The sequence below is a fragment of the Bacillus kalamii genome, from assembly GCF_047238185.1.
Taxonomy (GTDB): Bacteria; Bacillota; Bacilli; order Bacillales; family DSM-1321; genus Bacillus_AD.
This window is the reverse complement of record NZ_JBDFMI010000001.1, coordinates 2,310,549-2,335,726: the sequence shown is the minus strand read 5'-3', so window position 1 is coordinate 2,335,726 and position 25,178 is coordinate 2,310,549. Positions and strand designations below refer to the sequence as shown.

Annotated in this window: 26 protein-coding genes; 25 read left to right on the top strand and 1 reads right to left on the bottom strand. The window is 43.7% G+C overall.

The annotated features are described in order from the left end of the window. Window positions 1–190: 190 nt before the first annotated feature. The 16 genes from ABC357_RS11625 (at window position 191) to spoVM (ending at window position 15,240) form a co-directional block, all read left to right on the top strand. Complete coding sequence (locus tag ABC357_RS11625; RefSeq protein ID WP_412888648.1) at window positions 191–1,066, top strand: YicC/YloC family endoribonuclease; 876 nt, start codon at window positions 191–193, stop codon at window positions 1,064–1,066. Window positions 1,067–1,126: 60 nt separating this feature from the next. Next, entirely contained in the window at window positions 1,127–1,390 is a 264-nt protein-coding gene (gene remA / locus ABC357_RS11620) for an extracellular matrix/biofilm regulator RemA (protein ID WP_412887657.1), read from the top strand. Window positions 1,391–1,398: 8 nt separating this feature from the next. Next, complete coding sequence (gene gmk / locus ABC357_RS11615) at window positions 1,399–2,013, top strand: guanylate kinase (RefSeq protein ID WP_412887656.1); 615 nt, start codon at window positions 1,399–1,401, stop codon at window positions 2,011–2,013. Further along, window positions 2,014–2,229, top strand: coding sequence for a DNA-directed RNA polymerase subunit omega (rpoZ, locus tag ABC357_RS11610; protein WP_412887655.1), 216 nt, complete (start codon window positions 2,014–2,016; stop codon window positions 2,227–2,229). Between the two features lie 130 nt (window positions 2,230–2,359). Continuing rightward, window positions 2,360–3,568, top strand: coding sequence for a bifunctional phosphopantothenoylcysteine decarboxylase/phosphopantothenate--cysteine ligase CoaBC (gene coaBC / locus ABC357_RS11605; RefSeq protein WP_412887654.1), 1,209 nt, complete (start codon window positions 2,360–2,362; stop codon window positions 3,566–3,568). A gap of 5 nt (window positions 3,569–3,573) precedes the next feature. After that, window positions 3,574–5,982: a primosomal protein N' gene (gene priA, locus ABC357_RS11600; protein WP_412887653.1), complete on the top strand. Its 2,409-nt coding sequence runs from the start codon at window positions 3,574–3,576 to the stop codon at window positions 5,980–5,982. A 30-nt stretch (window positions 5,983–6,012) separates the two neighbouring features. Continuing rightward, on the top strand, window positions 6,013–6,498 hold the full coding sequence (gene def / locus ABC357_RS11595; protein ID WP_412887652.1) for a peptide deformylase: 486 nt from the start codon (window positions 6,013–6,015) through the stop codon (window positions 6,496–6,498). Beyond that, window positions 6,495–7,448: a methionyl-tRNA formyltransferase gene (fmt, locus tag ABC357_RS11590; RefSeq protein ID WP_412887651.1), complete on the top strand. Its 954-nt coding sequence runs from the start codon at window positions 6,495–6,497 to the stop codon at window positions 7,446–7,448. The genes def and fmt overlap by 4 nt, the downstream gene beginning before the upstream one ends. Continuing rightward, complete coding sequence (rsmB, locus tag ABC357_RS11585) at window positions 7,441–8,793, top strand: 16S rRNA (cytosine(967)-C(5))-methyltransferase RsmB (protein WP_412887650.1); 1,353 nt, start codon at window positions 7,441–7,443, stop codon at window positions 8,791–8,793. The genes fmt and rsmB overlap by 8 nt, the downstream gene beginning before the upstream one ends. A 2-nt stretch (window positions 8,794–8,795) precedes the next feature. After that, entirely contained in the window at window positions 8,796–9,893 is a 1,098-nt protein-coding gene (rlmN, locus tag ABC357_RS11580) for a dual-specificity RNA methyltransferase RlmN (RefSeq protein ID WP_412887649.1), read from the top strand. A gap of 5 nt (window positions 9,894–9,898) precedes the next feature. Next, window positions 9,899–10,645 carry a Stp1/IreP family PP2C-type Ser/Thr phosphatase gene (locus tag ABC357_RS11575; RefSeq protein WP_412887648.1) on the top strand — a complete coding sequence of 249 codons (747 nt, stop codon included), beginning with the start codon at window positions 9,899–9,901 and terminating at the stop codon, window positions 10,643–10,645. A 6-nt stretch (window positions 10,646–10,651) separates the two neighbouring features. Beyond that, window positions 10,652–12,697, top strand: a complete 2,046-nt coding sequence (gene pknB, locus ABC357_RS11570; RefSeq protein WP_412887647.1) for a Stk1 family PASTA domain-containing Ser/Thr kinase — start codon at window positions 10,652–10,654, stop codon at window positions 12,695–12,697. 37 nt (window positions 12,698–12,734) lie between these two features. Further along, the gene (gene rsgA / locus ABC357_RS11565) at window positions 12,735–13,613 is read left to right on the top strand and encodes a ribosome small subunit-dependent GTPase A (protein ID WP_412887646.1); all 879 of its coding nucleotides are present in this window, start codon (window positions 12,735–12,737) and stop codon (window positions 13,611–13,613) included. Between the two features lie 4 nt (window positions 13,614–13,617). Then, a complete protein-coding gene (gene rpe, locus ABC357_RS11560; RefSeq protein WP_412887645.1) occupies window positions 13,618–14,265 on the top strand; it encodes a ribulose-phosphate 3-epimerase in 648 nt (215 codons plus the stop codon). A gap of 75 nt (window positions 14,266–14,340) precedes the next feature. Further along, window positions 14,341–14,994, top strand: coding sequence for a thiamine diphosphokinase (locus tag ABC357_RS11555; RefSeq protein ID WP_412887644.1), 654 nt, complete (start codon window positions 14,341–14,343; stop codon window positions 14,992–14,994). A gap of 165 nt (window positions 14,995–15,159) precedes the next feature. After that, window positions 15,160–15,240 (top strand): stage V sporulation protein SpoVM, encoded by an 81-nt coding sequence (spoVM, locus tag ABC357_RS11550; protein WP_412888647.1) that lies wholly within the window; start codon window positions 15,160–15,162, stop codon window positions 15,238–15,240. An 85-nt stretch (window positions 15,241–15,325) separates the two neighbouring features. On the opposite strand, the gene rpmB is transcribed toward spoVM, so the two are convergent. Beyond that, window positions 15,326–15,514: a 50S ribosomal protein L28 gene (rpmB, locus tag ABC357_RS11545; RefSeq protein ID WP_050614736.1), complete on the bottom strand. Its 189-nt coding sequence runs from the start codon at window positions 15,512–15,514 to the stop codon at window positions 15,326–15,328. A 249-nt stretch (window positions 15,515–15,763) separates the two neighbouring features. On the opposite strand from rpmB, the gene ABC357_RS11540 reads away from it, so the two are divergent. The 9 genes from ABC357_RS11540 to fabG all read left to right on the top strand — a co-directional run bounded on the left by ABC357_RS11540 (window position 15,764) and on the right by fabG (window position 25,100). Next, window positions 15,764–16,126 (top strand): Asp23/Gls24 family envelope stress response protein, encoded by a 363-nt coding sequence (locus ABC357_RS11540; RefSeq protein WP_412887643.1) that lies wholly within the window; start codon window positions 15,764–15,766, stop codon window positions 16,124–16,126. 16 nt (window positions 16,127–16,142) lie between these two features. Then, window positions 16,143–17,822, top strand: a complete 1,680-nt coding sequence (locus ABC357_RS11535) for a DAK2 domain-containing protein (RefSeq protein ID WP_412887642.1) — start codon at window positions 16,143–16,145, stop codon at window positions 17,820–17,822. 228 nt (window positions 17,823–18,050) lie between these two features. Next, complete coding sequence (sdaAB, locus tag ABC357_RS11530; RefSeq protein ID WP_412887641.1) at window positions 18,051–18,713, top strand: L-serine ammonia-lyase, iron-sulfur-dependent subunit beta; 663 nt, start codon at window positions 18,051–18,053, stop codon at window positions 18,711–18,713. Between the two features lie 45 nt (window positions 18,714–18,758). Continuing rightward, entirely contained in the window at window positions 18,759–19,646 is an 888-nt protein-coding gene (gene sdaAA / locus ABC357_RS11525; protein ID WP_412887640.1) for an L-serine ammonia-lyase, iron-sulfur-dependent, subunit alpha, read from the top strand. Continuing rightward, window positions 19,643–21,688: an ATP-dependent DNA helicase RecG gene (gene recG / locus ABC357_RS11520; protein ID WP_412887639.1), complete on the top strand. Its 2,046-nt coding sequence runs from the start codon at window positions 19,643–19,645 to the stop codon at window positions 21,686–21,688. Before sdaAA ends, recG begins: the two co-directional genes overlap by 4 nt. A 124-nt stretch (window positions 21,689–21,812) precedes the next feature. After that, complete coding sequence (gene fapR, locus ABC357_RS11515; protein WP_412887638.1) at window positions 21,813–22,412, top strand: transcription factor FapR; 600 nt, start codon at window positions 21,813–21,815, stop codon at window positions 22,410–22,412. Further along, complete coding sequence (gene plsX / locus ABC357_RS11510) at window positions 22,396–23,385, top strand: phosphate acyltransferase PlsX (protein WP_412887637.1); 990 nt, start codon at window positions 22,396–22,398, stop codon at window positions 23,383–23,385. The genes fapR and plsX overlap by 17 nt, the downstream gene beginning before the upstream one ends. Before the next feature lie 27 nt (window positions 23,386–23,412). Further along, window positions 23,413–24,360, top strand: a complete 948-nt coding sequence (gene fabD, locus ABC357_RS11505) for an ACP S-malonyltransferase (RefSeq protein ID WP_412888646.1) — start codon at window positions 23,413–23,415, stop codon at window positions 24,358–24,360. Beyond that, a complete protein-coding gene (gene fabG, locus ABC357_RS11500) occupies window positions 24,360–25,100 on the top strand; it encodes a 3-oxoacyl-[acyl-carrier-protein] reductase (RefSeq protein ID WP_412888645.1) in 741 nt (246 codons plus the stop codon). Before fabD ends, fabG begins: the two co-directional genes overlap by 1 nt. Window positions 25,101–25,178 lie beyond the last annotated feature (78 nt).

The following is a 25,178-nucleotide window of genomic DNA, read 5'->3' as shown; positions in this document are numbered from 1 at the left end:
ATGCTATACTTAAAAAGGTAGTAGAGTGTCCTCTATTACCTTTTTATTATGGGCATACCTGCTGTTAAACGGCTGGGCATGCGGATAAATGGAATCTGTATGTGAACATAAACGCATCAATCAGCATGCTCTTTTATTTACACGGCAAGAGCATAACTACATACTTGCATTAGAATTGGAAGTGGTATTAATGGCTGTAAGCATGACAGGCTACGGAAGAGGGACAAGCAAGAACGATCAAATGAAAGTCCAAGTGGAAGTGAAGACGGTTAACCACCGTTTCTGCGAATATAATATTCGGATGCCACGCCAGCTGCTCGTGCTTGAAGATAAAATAAAAAAACATTTGGCTTCCCATATTAAGCGAGGCCGGATTGAGATGTTCATTACTGTTGAGGGCGATGGACTGATCCAGAAACGCCTTGAAGTGGACTGGCTGCTATTGGACCAATATATGAGCAAAATGGATGAGATATCTAGACGTTATCAAATGCACCCGAATAATTCGCCCCACACAATTTCTCAATTGGAGGGCGTTTTCTTAATCGAGGAAGAGCAATCTTCTCCGCCGGAATTGGAAGCGATTATCCTTGAAGCTGTATCCGAAGCAACCATGCAGTTAATACGGATGAGGGAAGAAGAAGGAAAAGTGCTTAAGGGCGATATCCTTTCACAGTTGGAAAAGTTGGAATCTGCTGCCGAAAGGACAAGTGCATTTGCACCGACCGTCATCGAGCAATACCGTGAACGGCTCCAGCAAAAAATGGCTGAATGGACATCCGGTGTGATCGACGAAACCAGATTAATGAATGAAGTGGCAATCTTTGCTGATAAGGCCGACATAAATGAAGAACTGACCCGCTTAAAGAGCCATATCGGGCAAGTCAAGTCAACCTTGGAAAGCGGGGATGCCATGGGCAGAAAGCTTGATTTCCTCATTCAGGAAATGAACCGTGAAGTGAATACCGTCGGTTCCAAAGCAAATGATTCCAAGATTGCCATAGAGGTTGTCGAAATGAAAAGCTTGCTTGAAAAGATGAAAGAACAAATCCAAAATATCGAATAAACATCGTTTAGTGCTTCATAGAGAGGGTCAGACTAGTATTACGGTAACTGGGGGAAAAACATGCCAATCAAATTAATCAATATAGGGTTTGGAAATATTGTTTCTGCCAATCGGATCATATCTATTGTAAGTCCGGAGTCAGCTCCGATTAAACGAATCATACAGGAAGCAAGGGAAAATGGAAGGCTAATTGATGCCACTTACGGCAGAAGGACCCGTGCGGTCATAGTAATGGACAGCGACCATGTGATCCTGTCGGCAGTCCAGCCAGAAACGGTGGCATCAAGGCTTCATGACCGTGAAGATAGTGTAGAGGAAGGATAAGTGAAGTTATGAAAGAAAAAGGATTGCTAATTGTATTATCAGGACCTTCTGGAGTAGGGAAGGGAACGGTACGGAAAGAACTGTTTGACCAGCCTGATACTACGTTTGAATATTCAATCAGCATGACGACAAGGAAGCCGCGAGAAGGGGAAAGAGACGGAATCGACTATTTCTTTAAATCCCGCGATGAATTCGAAGCATTAATCGCACAAGGAAAACTGTTGGAATATGCTGAGTTCGTCGGCAATTACTACGGAACGCCTGTTGATTATGTGCGTGAAACAATTGAGGACGGCCGTGATGTCTTCTTGGAAATAGAGGTACAGGGCGCACGCCAGGTACGCGAGAAATTCCCTGAAGGGCTATTCATCTTCTTGGCGCCGCCAAGCCTTTCAGAACTTGAAAACAGAATTGTCAACCGCGGTACAGAAACGGAAGATGTTATTGCCCAGAGGCTGCAAACAGCCAAAGAAGAGATCGAAATGATGGATTTGTATGATTATGTGGTTGAAAATGATACAATTCAGTCTGCTTGTGATAAAATAAAAGCTATTGTAACTGCAGAGCATTGCAAAAGAGAATTAGTTGCAAAAAGATATCTAAATATGCTGGAGGTTGAATAAATGTTATATCCTTCTATCGATGCGCTTTTGAACAAAATCGATTCCAAATACTCACTTGTATCAGTTGCCGCTAAGCGTGCGCGCGTAATGCAAATCAACGATGATCAACGGATTGCAAAAACGGTATCACATAAGAGTGTCGGAAAAGCATTGGAAGAAATCAATGCGGGCATCCTTACGTACAAGAATGATTCATCCGAACAAACAAATGCATAACATTAAAAAGGAACCTTGTCCAAACAGACAAGGTTCCTCTTTTTGGAAGACGCAATGAGTTTCTGAAATAGATGAAAAAAAATAGGCTATCCCTCATAATAGAGAAAGAATGAAACGGGAGGAACGGTCCATGCTTAAAAATAAAAATATTTTACTCTGTGTGACAGGCGGCATAGCTGTCTATAAAGCAGCTGCCTTGACGAGCAAGTTAACTCAGCAAGGGGCGAACGTTAAAGTGGTGATGAGTCATTCCGCCTCTAAGTTCGTTACGCCGATTACATTTCAGGCACTAGCAAGAAATGAGGTATATACAGACACTTTCCAGGAAAATAATCCGAAAGTGGTTGCGCATATCGACCTTGCTGACTGGGCGGATCTTGTTCTGGTTGCACCGGCTACAGCTAATATCATCGCCAAGATGGCAAACGGTATCGCAGACGATATGATATCTACGATTATGCTTGCTGTGACAGCAGATGTGTTTATCGCGCCAGCCATGAATGTCCATATGTATAACCACCCGGCTGTACAAAGAAATATGAATATATTAAAACAGTTCGGCTATCATTTCATTGAACCTGGCGAAGGATATTTGGCTTGCGGATATGTAGGGAAAGGCCGCCTTGAAGAACCTGAATCAATTGTTGAAAAGCTTCAGCAATACTATGGGGCGCAGAATGGAAATCCCGTTCTTCAAGGGAAAAAGGTATTGATTACGGCAGGTCCCACTAGAGAAGCAATTGACCCAGTCCGATTCATAACGAATCATTCCACTGGGAAAATGGGATATGCATTGGCGGCCGAAGCGGCTGCATTGGGAGCTGAAGTGACACTCATTTCAGGGCCTGTTCAGCTAAAGGCGCCTGCAGGAGTTAGGGTGGTGCCGGTCATTAGCGCCCAAGACATGTATCAGTCTGTAATGGAAGAAATGGAAGCTCAGGACGTAATTATTAAAACTGCTGCTGTAGCAGACTACCGCCCGAAAGTAGTCCATAGCCAGAAAATCAAGAAAAAAGAAGGCGACTTGAGCATCGATATGGAGCGTACCAATGATATATTGATGACATTGGGGAAAAAGAAAGACAAACAAATTCTGATAGGCTTCGCTGCCGAGACGGAACAAGTCGAACAATATGCCAAAGCGAAGCTTGAGAAGAAAAATGCGGATATGATTGTAGCGAATAATGTGTCTGTAGAAGGCTCTGGTTTCGGGGCGGATACTAATGCTGTCGTAATCTATGAAAAGAACGGAGAAACAACAGAATTGCCCTTAATGAGCAAACGGGAAGTGGCACAACGAATTTTAGAGAAAGCAGCCAGTATGTTGAAAAAGGATTGATAGAGATGGAAATCGCATCAGTTATTGTCGATGTGCCAGTGCGCCAGACGGACAAAGAGTTTGATTACCTCATTCCGGATAAATGGAAGGGCATGATTACACCTGGAATGCGTGTATTAGTTCCATTTGGACCCCGGACTGTCCAAGGTTTCGTGACGAATATCCACGAGAGTTCAGAAATCGGCCGCCTGAAAGCCATCCACAGTGTACAGGACCTAGAACCAGCTCTCACACGGGAGCTTCTTCAATTGGGGGACTGGATGACAACCCATACATTGTGCCTTAAGATTGCTGCATTTCAGGCGATGCTTCCAGCTGCGCTTAAAGCGAAATATAAAAAGTTCCTTGTACTGAAGGGACCATTGGAACAAGTTGATGAACTCATCAGATCTTATTTCAGAAATGGAAATAAAGTCGATTTCGAAGCAGCGATGGAGCATCCGAACGCAAGGATTTTCCAAAAAGAGCTGAAACAAGGGCATATCGATACGCAATATGAAGTGAAGAATAAATTGAATAAGAAAACAGAGCGGACAGTCCGATTGCAAGCTTCAAAGAATCAATTGCAGAAAGCGAAAGAAACAATAAACAAAACAGCTAGAAAACAAAGGGTTTTGATTGATTATTTTATAGAGCATCCTGAAGACATCCCTTTAAAACAGTTGTTGGAACGAGTGAACTGTGGGGAAAGCGCCGTAAAAGGGTTGGAACAGAAAGACCTTGTTTCGATTGTACAAACCGAGGTGTATCGTGACCCATTCAAGGACCGTTTGTTTGAGGAGAGCAACCACTTGCCATTGACAGATGAACAATCTTCCGTTTTTCAGCCTATTAAGAAAAGCATTGATGATGAAAGTGAAGATGTCTTCCTTTTGGAAGGCGTAACCGGAAGCGGGAAAACGGAAGTGTATTTACAGTCAATCGATGTGGCTATGAAGCAAGGGAAGGAAGCCATTATGCTTGTGCCTGAAATATCGCTTACCCCGCAAATGGTTCGTCGTTTCAAGGAACGGTTTGGGGACAGGGTCGCTGTATTTCACAGTGGGTTATCTACTGGAGAGAAATACGACGAATGGCGAAGAATATACCGAAGGGAAGTGCAGGTTGTAGTCGGAGCGCGGTCGGCTATTTTTTCCCCTTTCCAAAACCTCGGAATCATTATTATTGATGAAGAACATGAAACAAGCTATAAGCAGGAAGAAACTCCGCGATACCATACAAGGGATATTGCAATCCAACGGGGGCTGTATCATCATTGCCCCGTTGTCCTTGGCAGTGCCACTCCGACGCTGGAAACCTCAGCACGCGCGCAAAAGGGCGTTTATAAGCATTTGTTACTGCAGAATCGAGTCAATCAACGGCCTCTCCCCTCTGTGGAAATTGTCGATATGAGAGAAGAGCTCCGAAAAGGGAACCGGTCCGTTTTTTCGGCGGCCCTGCTTGAAAAAATGAAAGACCGCCTTGAAAAAAAAGAGCAAATGATCTTAATGCTGAATAAAAGAGGCTATTCTTCATTTGTGATGTGCCGCAGTTGCGGGGAAGTATCTCAATGCCCAAATTGTGAAATTTCGTTAACCTACCACAAATATACGAACTCGCTTAAATGCCATTATTGCGGTCATGAGGAATCGATGCCATCCGTTTGTCCGGCGTGTGGAAGTGACGCAATACGTTATTTTGGCACCGGAACGCAAAAGGTGGAAGAAGAGCTTGTGAAAATATTGCCTGAAGCAAGGGTAATACGGATGGATGTTGATACAACCAGTAAAAAAGGGAGCCACGAAAGGCTTCTGTCCGCATTTGCTGAAGGAAAGGCCGATATTTTGCTGGGTACCCAGATGATTGCCAAGGGGTTGGATTTTGCCAAGGTGACTCTGGTAGGCGTATTATCCGCGGATACGATGCTGCATTTGCCGGATTTCCGATCATCCGAAAAGACATTCCAATTGCTTACGCAGGTGAGCGGCCGTGCAGGTAGGCATGAGCTGCCGGGTGAGGTGGTGGTGCAATCCTATACGCCTGAGCATTATTCAATCATCCTTGCTTCCAAGCAGGATTATCAGGAGTTCTATCAACAGGAAATGGCAGTGCGTATGCAGAATAGATATCCGCCGTTTTATTACATTACACTTATATCGGTTTCTCATGAAGATTTGATGAAGGCCGTTTCCGTGACTGAAAAGATATCCACTTTTATTCGGAAAGGATTGTCCGGAAAGGCGATCATTTTAGGCCCTTCTGCTTCGCCTATTCCGCGCATCAATAATAGATATCGATACCAATGTCTGATAAAATACAAACGGGAACCGAATTTGAATGATTTACTACACAAAATAATTGAGCACTATCAGCAGGATCCTGCTAATAAAGGACTGAAAATCGTAATTGATCAAAATCCGCAGATCATGATGTAATGGTGTGATGTTAGACCAGGAGGAACAAATTTGTCTATTCTACCGATTGTTCTTGCTCCAAATGAAATACTGGAGAAGAAATGTAAGAAAGTGCATGTTTTCGACCATAAATTGGCGAAACTGTTGGATGATATGTATGAAACAATGATTAAAGAGGATGGAGTCGGGCTCGCGGCACCCCAAGTGGGCGTCGATGGCCGAATTGCTATCGTTGAAATAGATGAAGAGATGGGTACCCTCGAAATGATCAATCCGGTCATTATTGAAAAGAAAGGGAAAGAGTTGGACATTGAAGGTTGCCTGAGCTTTCCTGGCCTTTATGGGGAAGTGGAGCGGGCCACATACGTAAAAGTACAATGGCAGGATAGAAACGGAAACTGGCTTGAAGTGGAGGCCGAAGACTTTTTGGCCAGAGCTATACAGCATGAAATCGACCATTTGGACGGAGTGCTGTTTACCACAAAAGTCGTCCGTTATGTAGATGAAGAAGAATTGGAAGGGTTTGAAGAAGAATGACAAAAATCGTATTTATGGGGACGCCTGATTTTTCAGTGCCGGTACTACAGAGAATAATAAATGAAGGCTATAATGTCATAGCGGTTGTCACACAGCCTGACCGGCCTGTTGGCAGGAAGAAAGTGCTGACACCCCCTCCGGTTAAGGTAGAAGCCTTAAAGCACGGAATCCCTGTGTATCAGCCAGAGAAAATACGCGAGAAAACGGAACTGGCCAAAATCCTCGAATTGGAACCGGACCTAGTGATCACAGCTGCTTTCGGCCAAATTCTGCCTAAAGAATTATTGGATGCGCCGAAGTTTGGCTGCATTAATGTCCATGCGTCTCTATTGCCTGAGTTAAGGGGCGGGGCACCGATCCATTATGCCATCCTAGAGGGAAAAGAAAAGACAGGCATCACTATTATGTATATGGCTGAAAAGCTTGATGCCGGGGATATCCTTACACAGGCAGAGGTTGAAATCACCGAAGAAGATAACGTGGGAAGCCTGCATGACAAGCTGAGTGCAGCAGGATGCGACTTATTGGCCGATACACTGCCGAAATTACTGAATGGCGAGTTGCAAGGCATAAAGCAGGATGAAGAAAAGGCAACTTTTGCATCCAATATCAAACGTGAACAGGAAAAGATTGATTGGTCGGCATCCGGAGAAACTATCTATAATAAAATCCGCGGCTTAAATCCTTGGCCAGTATCGTATACGCTTTTGGAAGGGAAAGTGCTTAAGATATGGGAAGGGAAGAAAGTGCAAAGTGCCTCAGCTGCAATTCCTGGAGAAATCATCGCCATTGAAGAAGATGGAATAGTGGTGAAGACGGGGAATGCAACAGCTATTAAAATGATTGAACTTCAACCTGCAGGCAAGAAAAAAATGTCCGCCTTCGACTATTTGCGGGGAGCTGGTTCTCATATAACAGCCGGTGTGATGCTAGGAGACGCACATGAATAAGCAATCGGCCAAAAATGTAAGGGAACTCGCTTTAGATTTGATCCTCTCAGTGGAAAAAAACCAATCATACAGCAATTTATTGCTGAATGCAGTCATCAATAAAAACCATTTATCTTCAGCGGATAGCGGCCTGCTGACTGAACTCGCTTACGGAGTCATTCAAAGAAAGCTGACCCTGGACTATTATTTAGAACCCTTTATCCAGAACAGCCGCAAATTGGAGCAATGGGTTCGGATATTATTAAGAATGTCTCTATATCAAATGATCTATTTGGATAAGGTTCCTGACCATGCCATTATTTTTGAAGCTGTTGAAATCAGCAAAAAAAGAGGGCATAAGGGGATAGCAAGTATGGTCAATGGAGTATTGCGGAGTGTGCAGCGCAATGGAATCCGATCGCTTGATGAAATTACCGATCCAATTAAGCGAATTTCTATTGAGACAAGCCATCCAGAATGGATTGTAAAAAGATGGGCGGATCAGTATGGAGAGGAAAAAACAAGGGAAATGTGCCTGTTCAATCTGCAAGCACCTCATCAAACAGCACGTGTGAATCTTCCGAAAGCATCCCGTGAACAAGTAATGGAAATACTGAAAGAAGAGGGGTATTCCATCGAGGCCAGTGAGTATGTCCCCGAAGGAATTATATGCCTCCGCGGCAACCTTGCCCATAGCTCAGCATACAAGGAAGGGTTCATTAGCATCCAGGATGAGAGTTCCATGCTTGTATCATACGCTGTAAATGCGAAATCGGATGAAAAAGTTCTGGATTGCTGTGCAGCACCAGGCGGTAAAACAACAAGCATTGCAGAAAAACTGGGAGAGGGAACCGTCTATGCGCTGGATTTGCATGACCATAAGGTAAAACTAATCAAACAGCAGGCTGACAGGCTCGGTTTAATGAATGTAACTGCAGCTTCCCATGATGCAAGAAAAGCAGGCGATTTATTCGACCCTCAGACATTCGATGCCATATTGGTCGATGCGCCTTGCTCGGGGTTAGGCGTCATGAGAAGAAAGCCTGATGTAAAATATACAAAAAAAGAAGAAGATATTGCCCGCCTTGCATCCATACAGCAGGATATATTGGAAGCTGTTGACCCTTTATTGAAGGATGGCGGATTGCTTGTCTATAGTACGTGTACAGTGGATAAGAATGAAAATGAAGCTGTTGTCGACACATTTTTAAAGAATCATACGAACTACAGTAAAGATACAAGTCTGAAAAATAGATTGCCTGAGAAGGTGCGTCCTTTCGCTTCCGAAAGCAGCCTGCAATTATTCCCCCAAGATATGGGGAGTGATGGTTTTTTCATCGCTTGTTTTAGAAAGAAGGAACTTTGAGTATGACAGTAGAAAAGAAAAAGAAACTCCCATTGCATAAGATTAATGAAACTTTAACTCCATCTATTTATTCCTTGCAGCCCGATCAATTAAAAGAATGGTTGGTTGAACATGGAGAAAAGGGATTCAGGGCAGACCAAATTTACAAATGGCTTTATAAAGACCGTGTGGCCAGCTTTGAAGAAATGACCAATTTATCGAAGGAATTACGTGCCAAGCTGTCTGAAAGCTTCACGTTAACAACGTTAAAAACGATCATTAATCAAACATCCGCTGATGGAACGATGAAATTCTTATTTGAGCTACAGGATGGCTATTCCATTGAAACAGTGCTGATGAGACATGACTATGGGAATTCCGTATGTGTTACAACACAAGTTGGCTGCCGGATCGGCTGTACCTTCTGTGCGTCCACACTTGGCGGATTGAAAAGGCACTTGGAAGCCGGTGAAATCGTTGCACAGGTTCTGCGCGTTCAGCAGGCTCTTGACGAAACAGATGAACGTGTATCATCAATCGTTATAATGGGAATTGGAGAGCCGTTTGACAATTATGATAATATGATGGGCTTCCTTAAAATAATAAACCATGAAAAAGGGTTGAACATTGGTGCGCGCCATATTACAGTATCTACAAGCGGCATTATTCCTAAAATTTATAAATTTGCGGATGAGAACCTGCAGATCAATTTTGCCATTTCCTTGCATGCACCTAATACAGAATTGCGTTCAAAGCTCATGCCTATCAATAAAGCGTATAAGTTGCCGGACCTAATGGAAGCAGTCAAATATTATACGCAAAAGACTGGACGACGCATCACGTTTGAGTATGGATTGTTTGGCGGGGAAAATGACCAGGTAGAACATGCCATTGAATTGGCCAACCTCATTAAACATTTGAAATGTCATGTGAATTTGATTCCTGTAAACTACGTGCCTGAGCGGAATTATGTAAGAACGCCAAGGGAACAAATCGATTTATTCGAAAAAACGCTTAAAGACCGAGGCATCAATGTAACAGTCCGCAGAGAGCAAGGGCATGACATAGATGCAGCCTGTGGCCAACTTCGTGCGAAAGAGAGAAAAGAAGAGACGAGGTGAATAGGATGAAAGCTGTTTTTAGAACAGACCGTGGGAAAGTGCGCCAGCATAATGAAGACAATGGCGGCATTTTTGAAAATGAGCAAGGCATCCTGGCAGTAGTAGCAGATGGAATGGGGGGCCATAGAGCAGGCGATGTCGCCAGCTCTATGGCGACTTCCTATTTGAAGGACGCTTGGGAAAAATCTGGGCAAATCCAAAATCCGGAAGATGCTGAAAAATGGCTTATGACTCATATTCAGGAAGTGAATAAAAAGATATTCACACATGCTGAATCCCATTCTGAGTGCCAAGGAATGGGTACTACCGTTGTGGCTGCCGTATGTACGGAACGTTTTTCGACCATTGCCAATATCGGCGATAGCCGCTGCTACATATACAATGAAAACGGCTTTAAGCAACTCACCGAAGACCATTCATTGGTCAATGAATTAGTACGGTCAGGACAAATCTCCAAAGAGGATGCCGAACACCATCCACGGAAGAATGTGCTTATACGGGCAGTGGGTACGGAGAATTCAGTGGAGATGGACATCGTCACAATTATTTTCGAAGAAGGCGATTATGTGTTGCTTTGCTCCGATGGGCTTTCAAATAAAGTAAGAGAAAACGAATTGAAGGCTGTCATTGAGCAGGAAGGCCCGATTGAGGAAAAAGGCGATCAATTGATTGAAAAGGCGAATGAAAATGGTGGAGAAGATAATATTACCCTCTTGCTAATACAGTATACTCATGTCGAAGAAAGCGGGTGATGGACCATGTTGATCGGTAAACGAATAAACGGCCGCTATCGATTGATAGAAATGATTGGCGGCGGCGGCATGGCGAATGTCTACCTGGCTGAAGATATGATTCTGGAAAGAGAAGTTGCCGTCAAGATCCTAAGAATGGATTTTTCGAATGATGAAGAGTTCATTAAAAGGTTCAATAGGGAGGCGCAGTCTGCCACGAGCCTGGCCCATCCGAATATCGTAAGCATATATGACGTTGGCGAAGAAGACCAAATCTACTTTATTGTGATGGAATACGTAAGGGGCATGACCCTTAAGCAATATATACAAACAACAGCTTTCATACCGATTGAGAAGACTCTTATGATCATGGAACAAATAGCTGAAGCTATTTCACATGCCCATCAGCATGGCATTATCCACCGTGACATCAAGCCGCAAAATATTCTGATAGATGAAAATGGGCATGTTAAAATAACGGATTTTGGAATTGCGACTGCGCTAAGTGCTACTAGCATCACTCAAACGAATGCCGTGCTTGGCTCTGTCCATTATCTTTCCCCAGAACAGGCCCGGGGAGGGATGGCAAACAAGAAATCGGATATTTATTCAATGGGCATCGTGATGTTTGAACTCTTGACAGGGAGATTGCCTTTTTCTGGAGAAAGCGCAGTATCCATTGCCCTTAAGCATTTGCAATCGAGTACGCCATCTCCAAGGCGATGGAATCCGGCCATTCCGCAGAGTGTGGAAAATATTGTCCTGAAAGCAACCGCCAAAGACCCTTTCCACCGTTACGAAAGCGCCGATGAAATGAAAGAAGATTTATTAACGGCACTTCGCCCTGACAGAAAGGGAGAGAGCCCGTTTATAGTTCCTGAGGATATGGATGCTACAAAAGCGATCCCTATCATTTCTTCAGATACCCATATACCTGAACAGGATGACACACTCATCATGGCTCCTGAAACTGCACAGTATCCGGAAGATGGGGATGAAGATTACGATTATGAGGCGCCTGCCTCGCCGAAAAAAAAGGCAAAAAAGTCCAAGCCCACAAAACAGAAAAGCAAAAAAGACAAAAAAGTGAAAAAGCCCAAAAAAAGACTGGCGAAAGTATTGATTGTGACTTTTATCACATTAGCCATTTTGGCCGCTTTAGCTGTAATCGTATTGCCGAAACTACTTGAGCCTGCCGAGGTGACAGTACCTGATATAGAGAATGAAACGTATGATGATGCCTATGTTGCCCTGTTGAATGATGGCTTTAAAGTGGGCAGGAAAATACCGATGGAAAGCGATAAAATCGAAGAAAACAAGGTCATTGGAACCAATCCCAAAATAGGCTCGGTCGTCAAGGAAGGTTCTACAGTCAATGTATATGTCAGTACCGGCAAAAAGAAAATCGAACTGACTGATTTCACTGAACGCCATTATGAGGATGCGAAATCATTTATTGACGGTTTTCATTTTAAGAATGTTGAAGTGAATGAGGTTTACGATGATGACGCTGAAGCAGGGATTATAATGGAACAAAGTCCCAATCCAGGAATGGACATTGTTCCTTCAGAGACCATTCTGAAATTGATAATAAGCAAAGGAATGCAAAAAATTCCTGTAAAGAATTTATTGAATTATAACCAGACTGGATTAAATGATTATGAATCGGAAAGCGGCTTCAAGATTAAGGTGTCACGAACAGAATATTCAGATACAGTGGCGAATGGACAAGTAATACGCCAATCTCCCGAAGCGTATACCAAAGTGGCGAAAGGAAGCATCATTCATGTGGTTTTGTCAAAAGGCCCTAAGCCATATCCTTCCAAGATAGCCACTAAGGAAATTACCATCCCATATGAACCATTAAATCCTGGTGAGCCACAGGAAGTCCAAATTTATATAGAAGATGCGGATAAAAGTATGACAGAACCGGCAGAAGTATTTTCTATAACAGAGACAACAAAAAAAAGATTAGAGTTCAGAATAGAACATGGCAAAAAAGCAGGCTATAAAGTGATGAGGGACAAAAATGTCATCATGGAAGAGGTTGTCCCGTATCCGATAACAGACTAAATAGCTATCTATGAAAAAGAAAGTAGGAGTGATGCAATTGCCTGAAGGGAAAATTGTAAAAGCCCTCAGCGGTTTTTATTATGTCAGCGATGGCGAAAAATACATCCAATGCCGAGGCAGGGGTGTCTTTCGGAAAAGGAAAGTCACTCCTCTTGTCGGCGACGATGTTGTCTATCAATATGAGAAAGAGAGTGAAGGATATATACTGGAAATCCATGACAGGAAAAATGAATTGGTCAGACCGCCGATTTCCAACGTAGATCAGGCAATTTTAGTCTTTTCCGCAGTAGAACCATCCTTTAACACGGTTCTTTTGGACCGATTTTTAGTATTGATAGAGGCAAGTGGAATTAATGCAGTCATTGTCATCAGCAAGATGGATTTATTGGCCGGGGAAGAAAAGGAAAAAATGGAGAAATATATGGCTGATTACAGGGCAATAGGATATCCCATTATAGCGACTTCAAGTGTCACTTCAGAAGGGATGGCTTCCCTGATGCCTTATTTAAAAAAGTGTGTCAGTGTATTCGCAGGCCAATCCGGGGTAGGGAAATCATCTATCCTGAATACGCTAATGCCCCATTTGAAATTAAAGACTAATGATATATCCGCCCATCTCGGAAGAGGGAAGCATACGACAAGGCACGTAGAGCTTATCCCTGTTGAAGGCGGCTTGGTTGCGGATACACCCGGTTTTTCTTCATTGGATTTTACAATGGAGGAAAATGAGCTGTCCAGTTGTTTCCCTGAAATGGAAGAAGCAAGCCATCATTGCAAATTCAGAGGCTGCCTTCATGATAAGGAGCCGAAGTGTGCAGTAAAAGAGGGCGTTGAGGCAGGGGCAATTCAAGCGTATCGATATGAGCATTACATGGAATTTTTAACAGAAATAAGAGATAGAAAGCCGAGGTATTAACAGTATGGTAAAAATTGCACCGTCTATTTTATCAGCAGATTTTTCGAAACTTGGGGAAGAAATCAAAGATGTGGAAAGAGGAGGAGCCGATTATATCCATGTGGATGTAATGGATGGCCACTTTGTTCCGAATATTACAATTGGCCCATTAATTGTTGAAGCGGTACGACCGGTTACTAAATTGCCGCTGGATGTCCATCTGATGATTGAAAACCCTGACGCTTACATCGAAGCATTTGCCAATGCAGGAGCCGATTACATTACTGTGCACGTGGAGGCTTGCACCCATCTGCACCGTACAATCTCTCTTATTAAATCTTTTGGTGTTAAAGCAGGAGTGGTTTTGAATCCGGCCACACCTGTCGCTATGATCCAGCACGTAATCCAAGACTTGGACATGGTCTTGCTGATGAGTGTAAATCCTGGATTCGGCGGCCAATCTTTTATACCTGAGGTATTGACTAAAATCAAGCAAGTCAAACAAATGGCTGATGAACGCAATCCTGGGTTAGAAATTGAAGTGGATGGCGGCGTGAATGCAGATACAGCTAAATTGTGCGTAGAAGCGGGAGCTAACGTGCTTGTGGCAGGTTCAGCCATTTATAATAAGGAAGACCGTAAACAGGCTATAGAAGCGATCAGAGGGGAATAAGAGGTTCTTTCAGCGGCCGGCATTGGATAATGCCGGCTTCTTTCATAACATTGCGGAAGGGAGCAAGAGAATAGAGTGAAGACAATCCATATTGTAGCTGGCGGTCCGTATGACTTAATTCCTTCTATGTCCGAATGGGGTAGTCCGACCCATTGGGTGGGGGTTGACCGCGGTATATCGTCGATGCTTGCACAAGGGATCGAACCGGATATCATTTTCGGTGATTTTGATTCGATATATGATCGGGATCTTGCTTTTATCCAGGAAAAGCATCCAGCTATGTTTCAATTTCCTCCAGAAAAAGACGATACGGACCTTGGTTTGGCCTTTCACTGGGCTATGGAACAGAAGCCTGATATCATCCGGATTTTTGGCAACACCGGAGGACGGATGGACCATGCTTTTGGAGGGGTGCAATTGTTAGTGGGAAAAAAAACGCTTGAGCAGTCGCCGAACACGAAAGTTTTTATTATCGACCGCTATAATTGCATATACGCTGTCCCAGCGGGCAGCTATTCAATCAAAAACGAAAAACCCTATACATACATTTCATTCCTGCCCATGACACCTGAAGTAAAGGGAATTACACTGGAAGGGTTCAAGTACCCCCTGGCCAATAAAGACATCGGATTTGGATCGACTTTATGCATCAGCAACGAACTTATTAAGGAAAATGGTACTTTTTCATTCGCGAGCGGCATATTATTAGTCATAAGAAGTACAGATTGAGAAGGCATACAAGGACTCTTTCTTATACTAAAACAATGGGGGAATCGGACAGCTAAGAAACTTGCGGTTGGGTCTTTTCGAATGGTCCGTTTCACCCAAAAAGCTGCTCAGTGGAGGGAAAAAGCCTCCTCTTGGCAAAGTTTCACTTTTATGAGGAGGGACATGATGAAATTTTATACAATTAAACTTCCTAGAATATTGGGAGGGTTAGTGAGAGCGATGCTTGGAGCGTTCAAAAAGGGATAAAATGCAAAAAAAAGCAGCCACCCAATTAAGGGCCGCTGCTTTTTTTTGAAGTAAAAAGGCATCCAATCAATTGGATGCCGATGCATTATACGCGTTCAACTTTACCAGATTTCAATGCTCTAGCAGAAACATATACGCGTTTAGGTTTACCATCAACAAGGATGCGCACCTTTTGAACGTTAGCGCCCCAAGTACGTTTGTTAGCGTTCATCGCGTGTGAACGTTTGTTACCAGCTTTAGGACCTTTACCAGTGATTACACATTTGCGTGACATATATAAATTCCCTCCCAACTACAGCGAGCTTAAGTATCAATAGTTCTTAAGTCAATATTCAAATACTTAAATAATGTACCACACATAAAATCTAAATGCAATAGTTGATAGAATATGGTTTCAAGAAAAAAACCTTGACATAATATATGCACTATTGCTTTATAATAAACAGAGAAAAACTTTTAAAAACTTTTTTGTTATAGTAAACTGTTTGTAGTCAAGCTGTATTTTCCAAAGGGGGAATAAATTATGTCCATTGAATTAAGAACAAATTTCGGGCAAATTGATATATCTATCGACGTCATCGCTACAATTGCTGGCGGGGCCGCTGTTGATTGTTACGGCATAGTCGGCATGGCTAGTAAAAAACAACTTAAAGACGGAATTGCAGAGATTCTAAGAAAAGAAAACTTCACTAAGGGTGTCATCGTACGTCAAGATGAAGATTCAGTTCATATTGATATGTACATTATTGTAAGCTACGGCACGAAAATTTCGGAAATAGCTCATAACGTACAGTCTAAAGTTAAGTACACTCTGGACAAGACGGTTGGTTTGTCAGTGGATTCCGTTAATATTTTTGTGCAGGGAGTTCGTGTGACGAACCCTTAGTAAGGAGGAAACATTTGTGTCAATTACAAGTTTAGATGGAAAGCGTTTTGCAGAAATGATTATCATGGGTGCAAACCAGCTATCAGCCAATGCAGCGTTGGTTGATGCATTAAACGTCTTTCCTGTGCCCGATGGCGACACTGGAACAAATATGAATTTGTCTATGACTTCTGGTGCCAAGGAAGCGCAAGCCCACATTCAAGACCATATCGGAAAAGTTGGTTCAGCTTTATCCAAAGGATTGCTGATGGGGGCAAGAGGAAACTCGGGAGTTATTCTATCTCAATTATTCCGCGGTTTTGCGAAAAAAATAGAGAACAATGAAAACATCGATGCCCAGGAGTTCGCAGCTGCATTTTCTGCTGGTGTCGATACAGCTTATAAAGCGGTTATGAAGCCGGTTGAAGGGACGATTCTGACAGTTGCGAAGGATGCAGCAAAAGCGGCGGTCGCTTCAGCGGAGAGAACGGACGATTTGATTATCGTTATGGAGGATATTGTGAAAGAGGCTAATGCTTCTTTGCAAAGGACTCCTGACTTATTGCCTGTCTTAAAGGAAGTAGGCGTAGTCGATAGCGGCGGACAAGGCCTCGTTTTTGTTTACGAGGGATTTCTTGCCCAGATGAAAGGTGAAAAGGCTGGAGAGGCACCGATGTCCGAACAGCCATCCATGGATCAATTGGTCAACGCTGAACATCATATGAATGTTCAGGGACACATCAATACAGAAGATATTGTATTCGGATACTGTACTGAATTTATGGTCCGATTTGAAGAGGATAAACTTAAGAAACACCCTTTTGATGAAAAGACATTCAGAAATGACCTAAGCCATTATGGAGATTCTTTGCTGGTGATTTCCGATGACGAGATTGTCAAAGTGCATATCCATTCTGAACAGCCTGGTGAATGCTTAAATTATGGGCAAAAATTCGGCAGTTTGATCAAAATCAAAGTCGATAACATGAGAGAGCAGCATTCAAGCATTGTCGGAAAAACACAGGCTCCTGTTATAGAAAAGCCGGCGCAGAAGAAAAAAGAAGAGTTCGGCATTGTAACGGTTGCTATGGGATCTGGTGTAGCTGATCTCTTCAGAAGCATTGGCGCGAAAGTCGTGATTGAAGGCGGGCAAACAATGAATCCAAGTACGGAGGATATTGTGAAAGCCATCAAAGAGGTCAACGCGAAAAACGTGATTATCCTTCCAAACAATAAAAACATCATTATGGCGGCTCAACAATCTGTTGATCTAGTCGAGGAAAATGTGGTCGTAATCCCTTCTAAAACAGTTCCTCAAGGAATGAGTGCCCTATTGTCATTCAATCCGGCCTTATCTGTCGAAGAGAACAGCAAGGCAATGAAAAACGCCCTTTCCCATGTCAAAACCGGACAAGTTACGTATGCTGTTAGAGATACGAAAATTGAAGGCCTTGATATCGAAAGCGGAGATTTCATGGGAATCGAAGAAGGTAAAATTAAAAACAAAAGCAAAAATCAAATCGATGCCGCTAAACAATTGCTGGAGCACATGATTGACGGAGATTCCGAAATTCTGACCATCATATACGGTGAAGATGTTTCGGGTGAGGATATGGATGCTCTTGTTACGTATTGCGAAGAAACGTATGATGAAGTGGAAGTAGAAGTGCATAACGGTAAACAGCCGCTCTACTCTTTTATTTTTGCGGTTGAATAAACTGGCACGTAATGCTTCGACGGCTTTGCGAGACAATCGAACAATTATAACGGACAGGAATAGGAGCTCGTCTCCTATTCCTGTTTTACCGTTATCAGGCATAAATAGCATTTAATGTGCTTCTGTTTGGAAGATGTAGTAAAATATATGAGTTCAGAGCTATTTATATTATAATAAATGTGTTTGACAGTAACTGCATACCATAATCTTTATTTGTGAGGGGATTATATGAAATATAAAAGCGTATTTGATATTATCGGCCCGATTATGATCGGACCTTCAAGTTCTCATACAGCTGGGGCGGCCCGAATTGGCAAAGTGGCAAGAAGCCTCTTTAGAAGGCAGCCAGAATGGGTGAATGTCCATCTGTTCGGCTCATTTGCAAAGACATATAAAGGCCACGGCACTGATGTTGCCATCGTCGGCGGCATATTGGATTTTGACACGGATGACGAACGGATTATCGAGAGCATCTCAATTGCCGAAAAACAGAAAATGAAAATTGCATTTTTTGAAGAGGAAGCGTTGACTGACCATCCGAATACGGTGCGGATCCACATGGGAGATGATCAATCGGAAATGGAATTGGTGGGGATCTCCATCGGGGGCGGAAAAATCGAGATTATCGAGCTTAACGGCTTTGAATTGAAATTGTCCGGCCATCATCCAGCCCTTTTGGTCGAGCATACAGACCGTTTTGGCTGTATCGCTAATGTAGCCAATTTGTTGGCTAAGCATGAACTCAATATTGGACATATGGAAGTATCGCGTAAAGAGGTCGGTAAAAAAGCGCTTATGATCATTGAAGTGGATGAAAATATCGATGATTCCATTCTGAATGAATTGGAGAAGTTGCCACACATATTGGCTGTGACAAAAATCGTTGATTAAGCCTCTTTGTCTGAGAGCGCTTACAAACGCAGGGAGGGTTGCATAATGTTTAGAAATGTTGCCGAATTGGTTGAATTGGCAGAAAGCCAAAATAAAAAAATATCAGCAATCATGGTTGAACAGGAAATGAAAGTAACGGGACTTTCCAAAGAGGAAGTAATTCAAAAAATGGAAAAGAATCTCGATGTAATGGAAAAGGCGATTGAACGGGGGCTTGCAGGCGTGCATTCCCATTCTGGTTTAACGGGTGGAGACGCAGTCTTGCTTCAAAAATATATTGCTTCAGGAAAAGGCCTTTCAGGAAATCTTTTATTGGACGCAGTCAGTAAGGCTGTTGCCACGAATGAAGTGAATGCGGCTATGGGTACCATTTGTGCCACGCCGACAGCAGGCTCTGCCGGTGTGGTCCCTGGAACGTTGTTCGCTTTAATACCTAAATTGAATCCAAGCAAGGAGCAAATGGTTGAGTTCCTTTTCACTTCGGGTGCTTTTGGATATGTGGTAGCCAACAATGCAAGTATTTCCGGAGCTGCAGGCGGCTGCCAGGCTGAAGTTGGTTCAGCTGCGGGGATGGCTGCGGCTGCTATTGTGGAAATGGCTGGAGGCACACCTTCCCAAAGTGCGGAAGCGATGGCTATAACGCTAAAAAATATGCTGGGCCTTGTTTGTGACCCGGTTGCTGGGCTGGTCGAAGTGCCTTGTGTTAAACGCAATGCTATGGGAGCTGCAAATGCAGTCGTTGCTGCGGATATGGCGTTGGCTGGGGTGACCAGCAGAATTCCGTGCGATGAGGTAATTGATGCTATGTACCGGATCGGCCAAACAATGCCTGTCGCACTTCGCGAGACAGCGCAAGGAGGTTTGGCGGCAACTCCGACAGGGCGGGAACTGGAAGCGAAAATTTTCGGGATGTCGCTCAATAAGAAAAAATGAACGAATTATCCAATCCAGTAACCATTATAAAAGGGATAGGGAGCGAAACAGCATCAGCCCTTGCCGATATGGGGATTGCTTCAATAAAGGACCTTTTGGAATATGTTCCTTTCCGATACGAGGATTTCCGTTTAAAAGATCTTGAAGAAGCCGTTCAGGATGAAAAGGTTACGGTTGAAGGCGTTATACATAGCACGCCTTCAACGGTCTTTTTCGGCAAAAAGAAGTCCCGGCTAACGTTTAAGCTGCTTGTAGGCCGATATTTGATTTCGGTCGTTTTCTTTAACCAGCCTTATCTGAAAAATAAGTTTTCACTCCAGCAGCATGTGACAATAAGCGGTAAATGGGACCGGAACAGGCAGACGATAACAGCTACGGATTTTTTTATCGGGGAGCATGAATTGCAGCAGTCTTTTGAGCCGGTTTATTCCACAAAAGGAAGTATAACCGTTAAAGGCTTGAGGAAGTTCATCTCCATAGCATTCGAACAATTTGGGGGGCACATACAAGATCCCTTGCCTCCTGCCGTATTGCAAAAGTATCGATTGCTAGGAAAAGAGCAAGCCTTGAGGGCCATGCATTTCCCTGCTTCTTCTGAAGATTTAAAGCAGGCAAGGCGCAGGTTGGCTTATGAAGAACTATTAATGTTCCAGTTGAAAATGCAGGCATTGAGGAGAGTGGAACGAGAAGGTTCGGCCGGTATTTCCCACAAGTGGGATGAGAATCAAGTTTCTGCTTATTTGACAAGCCTTCCTTTTCCGCTTACGGGGGCACAAAATCGGGTAGTCGGAGAAATATTGTCCGATATGAAAAGTCCTTACAGGATGAACCGATTGCTCCAGGGTGATGTGGGGTCGGGGAAAACCGTTGTCGCTTCCATAGCTCTGCTTGCGACAGTGAGTGCCGGTTTTCAGGGGGCATTGATGGTTCCAACCGAAATCTTAGCTGAACAGCATGCCCAGTCATTAAAGGCATTATTCGAACACACTGGTGTCAGGGCTGAACTTTTCACTTCATCCGTCAAAGGAAAAAAACGGAGAGAGCTTTTGGAAGAGTTGAAGACTGGGGAAATTGATATTTTAGTCGGCACACATGCGTTGATAGGTGATGAAGTCTTTTATAATAAATTGGGCTTGGTTATAACGGACGAGCAGCACCGCTTTGGAGTGAACCAGCGGCGCATATTGAGGGAGAAAGGCGAAAATCCCGATGTTTTGTTCATGACGGCTACACCGATACCGAGAACGCTTGCCATTACTGTTTTTGGTGAAATGGACGTAAGCATTATTGATGAAATGCCTGCAGGACGTAAGCCAATCGAAACTTTTTGGGTCAAACATGACATGCTTGAGCGAATTCTAGCTTTTATGACAAAGGAATTGAAACAGGGTAGGCAGGCTTATGTAATCTGTCCCTTAATCGAAGAATCGGAGAAGTTGGATCTGCAGAATGCGATTGAAGTATATGATATGCTGCTGCAATACTTTTCAGGAAGCTATAAGGTCGGCTTAATGCACGGCAAGCTCCTTCCGTCTGAAAAGGAAGAGGTGATGCAATCATTTAGCGATAATGATACGCAAATACTCGTCTCTACAACAGTTGTTGAAGTTGGAGTCAATGTGCCGAATGCATCTTTCATGGTTATATATGATGCTGAAAGATTCGGCCTTTCCCAGTTGCACCAATTGCGCGGCCGGGTTGGCAGGGGAAGTTCCCAATCCTATTGTATGTTGATTAGCGATGCCAAATCGGAGAATGGCAAGGAGCGGATGCGGATCATGACAGAGACCCAAGACGGATTTGTTCTTTCGGAAAAAGACCTTGAGCTTCGAGGCCCAGGGGATTTCTTTGGAAGGAAGCAAAGCGGCATGCCTGAATTCAAGGTTGCAGACTTAATCCACGATTACAGAATATTGGAGACCGCCCGGGAAGACGCCTCCCAATTGGTGAACAGCGAAGCGTTCTGGCATGAACAGATATATGACGATTTAAGGGACGAACTTAATCAGACCGGCGTTTTCTCCAATGAAAAATTGGATTAGAATATCCTTTACTGCGTTACACTGAAAAATAGATTGTAAGATTGCCTATAATATCTTGCAATCTTTTTTTTATATCTATATACTACTGTTAGTACCTAGTCATAATACTTCGGGTGGTGATAGCATGAGACGCAGTAAAAAAGACCGCCAAGCTTTATTGAAAGAGACCATTAAATTGAATCCTTTTATTACGGATGAGGAATTGGCAGAAAAATTTTCTGTTAGTGTCCAAACCATTCGTTTGGATCGTTTGGAGTTATCAATTCCTGAATTAAGAGAAAGAATAAAGCATGTAGCCGAACAAAACCATAGCGATGAAATCAGATCCTTGCCGATCGATGAGGTCATCGGTGACATAATTGATATAGAATTGGACAAAAGTGGGATATCCATTTTGGATATCAAAAAAGAGCATGTTTTCTCGAGGAATGGCATTGCCCGAGGGCATCATTTATTTGCACAGGCCAATTCACTGGCTGTAGCCATCATGAATGAGGAAGTCATTTTGACCGCAAAAGCGAATATTATCTTTACAACCCCGGTCAAGCTCCATGAAAGGGTAGTGGCCAAAGCGAAAGTCATAAAGGTGGATCAGGACCATAACCGGTCGACGGTCGAAGTCAATAGTAGTGTGGGCAATGAAACTGTATTTAAGGGCTCGTTTGAAATGTACAGATCGAATACGGACAAAAAGGATGACAGCTATAATGAAAATCGCAATTGATGCAATGGGCGGCGACCATGCCCCAAAAGAAGCAGTATTAGGCGCAGTCGCTGCAGTAAAGGCATTTGAAGATGTTGAAATCGTATTAGTCGGTGATGAAAAAAAAATCAACCAATACATAACCGCGCACGAAAGGATTACTATCCTTCATACGGAAGAAGAAATATTGGCAACGGATGAACCTGTCCGGGCTGTCAGAAGGAAAAAACAGGCTTCCATGGTTCTTGCTGCACAAGCGGTTGCAAGCGGTGAAGCGGATGCCTGCATCTCTGCAGGGAATACGGGAGCGCTGATGGCAGCTGGATTATTCGTGGTCGGGCGCATTAAAGGGATCGAACGGCCGGCGCTGGCGCCGACTTTGCCGACATTAAACGGAGACGGCTTTGTCTTGCTGGATGTTGGGGCAAATGCTGAAGCGAGACCTGAGCACCTGTTGCAATTTGCCATTATGGGATCCGTATATGCACAAAAGGTAAGAGGGATCGAAAAGCCTCGCGTGGGCCTGCTCAATATCGGGACAGAAGAGAAGAAAGGCAACGATTTGACGAAAGCTGCCTATGATGTATTGAGCAATGCACCGATCCATTTCATTGGGAATGTGGAAAGCAGGGATTTGATGAATGGCGTCGCCGATGTCGTTGTCACGGATGGCTTCACGGGAAATATGGTTCTTAAGACAATCGAAGGGACCGCATCCAACCTGTTCAAAATGATTAAAGGGGCAATGATGAGCAACTTCAAAAGCAAGCTTGCCGCTGCAATGCTCAAACCAGAATTGATGGACATCAAAAAGCAAATGGATTATTCAGAGTATGGCGGTGCCGGATTATTTGGGCTGAAGGCGCCGGTCATTAAGGCGCATGGCTCTTCCGACAGCAATGCTTTCTACAATGCCATCCGCCAAACGAAGACGATGGTCCAAAATGAAGTAGCTTCAACTATACAGGCTTATATGGATAACGAAAAAGAATAGATAGAAAAGAGTAAGGGAGAGAAGATGATGGCAAAAATAGCTTTTGTTTTTCCAGGGCAAGGATCACAAACAGTCGGAATGGGAAAGGAACTTAGTGAGCAGTTCCTTTCTGTAAAGGAATACTTCACTACTGCTGACCGTGCATTGGGAGATGAATTGAGCAAACTCATTTTCGAAGGGCCTCAAGAAAAATTGACATTGACTGCAAACACGCAGCCTGCTTTATTGACGACATCAATGGCTGTTTTATCGCGTTTCACTGACGCTGGCATCAATCCTGACTTTGTTGCGGGGCATAGCCTGGGCGAATATACGGCTTTGGCCGCGGCAGGAGTCCTATCTTTTGAGGATGCCGTAACACTCGTCCGGAAACGTGGAGAATTCATGGAAGAAGCTGTGCCGGCCGGCCTTGGCAGCATGGCTGCTGTACTCGGTTCGGACCGAAGCAAACTGGAGGAATTGACTTCTGCTATTACGGCTGAAGGAAAATCCGTTCAATTGGCCAATATCAACTGCCCAGGCCAAATCGTCATTTCAGGTTCGGCTGAAGGGGTAAAAGAGGTAGCGGACAGAGCAAAAGAAATCGGTGCGAAAAGGGTACTGCCATTGGATGTAAGCGGTCCTTTCCATTCGAGATTGATGGAGCCGGCTTCAGCTAAACTGAAGGATGCATTTGGAGCAAAAAAGTGGCATGATTCTTCCATTCCCGTCATTTCGAATGTAACAGCACAGCCTGTCACTTCGGCAAAAGAAATACAATCGCTGTTGATTGAGCAATTGTATTCTCCTGTATTATGGCAGGATTGCGTTGAGAAAATGATCGAATTGGGCGTTGATACATTTGTGGAAATCGGTCCTGGGAAAGTATTGTCCGGTTTAATTAAGAAAACCAACCGTTCTGTGAAACTATACTCTGCATGCAGTGAGGAAGAAGTCCAAGCTGTCGTTGGTGCGTTAAAGGAGGAATTGTTATGATGCTGAAAGGCAAGGTTGCAATTGTAACTGGAGCTTCAAGGGGAATCGGGCGTGCAATCGCATTGGAACTGGCTAGCCGCGGAGCCGCTGTCGTAGTCAATTACGCAGGCAGTGAGGAAAAGGCGCTTCAGGTGTTGAAAGAGATTAAAGACGGTGGAGGCGAAGGGCTTGCAATCCGGTGCGATGTATCGAATTCCGATGAAGTGGCCAGCATGATCAAAACAGTGCTGGAGGCTTTTGGCCGAATTGATATACTTGTCAATAATGCCGGTGTTACAAGGGATAATTTATTGATGAGAATGAAAGAAGATGAATGGGATGCCGTCATTAACACAAATTTAAAAGGTGTATTCCTATGCACGAAGAGTGTGACAAGGACAATGATGAAGCAACGCCAGGGAAGAATCATCAATGTCGCTTCTGTCGTCGGCATTTCAGGAAATGCAGGCCAGGCTAACTATGTAGCTGCCAAAGCAGGAGTGATCGGGTTTACGAAGAGTACGGCCAAGGAATTGGCTGCAAGGGGGATTACAGTCAATGCTGTAGCTCCTGGATTCATCTCCACTGACATGACGGAGCAATTGCCTGAGGAAGTCCGCCAATCTATGCTGGGCCAAATTCCGTTGGCAAGATTCGGTCAACCGGAAGATATTGCGAAAGTTGTTGCTTTCCTTGCGTCTGAAGATAGCTCTTATATGACCGGCCAAACGTTGACAATCGACGGTGGGATGGTCATGTAATCTCTTTACTGTTCCATGGAACAGTAAATTATGTTAATGTAAGAAAAACGTATTTATTAAAACGTCGAAATACACTAT

Coding starts and splice junctions, on each gene's coding strand:
- gmk (WP_412887656.1), top strand. CDS start 1,399: ATGAAAGAAAAAGGATTGCTAATTGTATTATCAGGACCTTCTGGAGTA.
- ABC357_RS11540 (WP_412887643.1), top strand. CDS start 15,764: ATGTCCATTGAATTAAGAACAAATTTCGGGCAAATTGATATATCTATC.
- fabG (WP_412888645.1), top strand. CDS start 24,360: ATGCTGAAAGGCAAGGTTGCAATTGTAACTGGAGCTTCAAGGGGAATC.
- spoVM (WP_412888647.1), top strand. CDS start 15,160: ATGAAATTTTATACAATTAAACTTCCTAGAATATTGGGAGGGTTAGTG.
- coaBC (WP_412887654.1), top strand. CDS start 2,360: ATGCTTAAAAATAAAAATATTTTACTCTGTGTGACAGGCGGCATAGCT.
- fmt (WP_412887651.1), top strand. CDS start 6,495: ATGACAAAAATCGTATTTATGGGGACGCCTGATTTTTCAGTGCCGGTA.
- sdaAB (WP_412887641.1), top strand. CDS start 18,051: ATGAAATATAAAAGCGTATTTGATATTATCGGCCCGATTATGATCGGA.
- ABC357_RS11575 (WP_412887648.1), top strand. CDS start 9,899: ATGAAAGCTGTTTTTAGAACAGACCGTGGGAAAGTGCGCCAGCATAAT.
- rpe (WP_412887645.1), top strand. CDS start 13,618: ATGGTAAAAATTGCACCGTCTATTTTATCAGCAGATTTTTCGAAACTT.
- remA (WP_412887657.1), top strand. CDS start 1,127: ATGCCAATCAAATTAATCAATATAGGGTTTGGAAATATTGTTTCTGCC.
- rpoZ (WP_412887655.1), top strand. CDS start 2,014: ATGTTATATCCTTCTATCGATGCGCTTTTGAACAAAATCGATTCCAAA.
- rlmN (WP_412887649.1), top strand. CDS start 8,796: ATGACAGTAGAAAAGAAAAAGAAACTCCCATTGCATAAGATTAATGAA.
- rsmB (WP_412887650.1), top strand. CDS start 7,441: ATGAATAAGCAATCGGCCAAAAATGTAAGGGAACTCGCTTTAGATTTG.
- ABC357_RS11625 (WP_412888648.1), top strand. CDS start 191: ATGGCTGTAAGCATGACAGGCTACGGAAGAGGGACAAGCAAGAACGAT.
- priA (WP_412887653.1), top strand. CDS start 3,574: ATGGAAATCGCATCAGTTATTGTCGATGTGCCAGTGCGCCAGACGGAC.
- fapR (WP_412887638.1), top strand. CDS start 21,813: ATGAGACGCAGTAAAAAAGACCGCCAAGCTTTATTGAAAGAGACCATT.
- pknB (WP_412887647.1), top strand. CDS start 10,652: ATGTTGATCGGTAAACGAATAAACGGCCGCTATCGATTGATAGAAATG.
- sdaAA (WP_412887640.1), top strand. CDS start 18,759: ATGTTTAGAAATGTTGCCGAATTGGTTGAATTGGCAGAAAGCCAAAAT.
- rpmB (WP_050614736.1), bottom strand. CDS start 15,514: ATGTCACGCAAATGTGTAATCACTGGTAAAGGTCCTAAAGCTGGTAAC.
- fabD (WP_412888646.1), top strand. CDS start 23,413: ATGGCAAAAATAGCTTTTGTTTTTCCAGGGCAAGGATCACAAACAGTC.
- plsX (WP_412887637.1), top strand. CDS start 22,396: ATGAAAATCGCAATTGATGCAATGGGCGGCGACCATGCCCCAAAAGAA.
- recG (WP_412887639.1), top strand. CDS start 19,643: ATGAACGAATTATCCAATCCAGTAACCATTATAAAAGGGATAGGGAGC.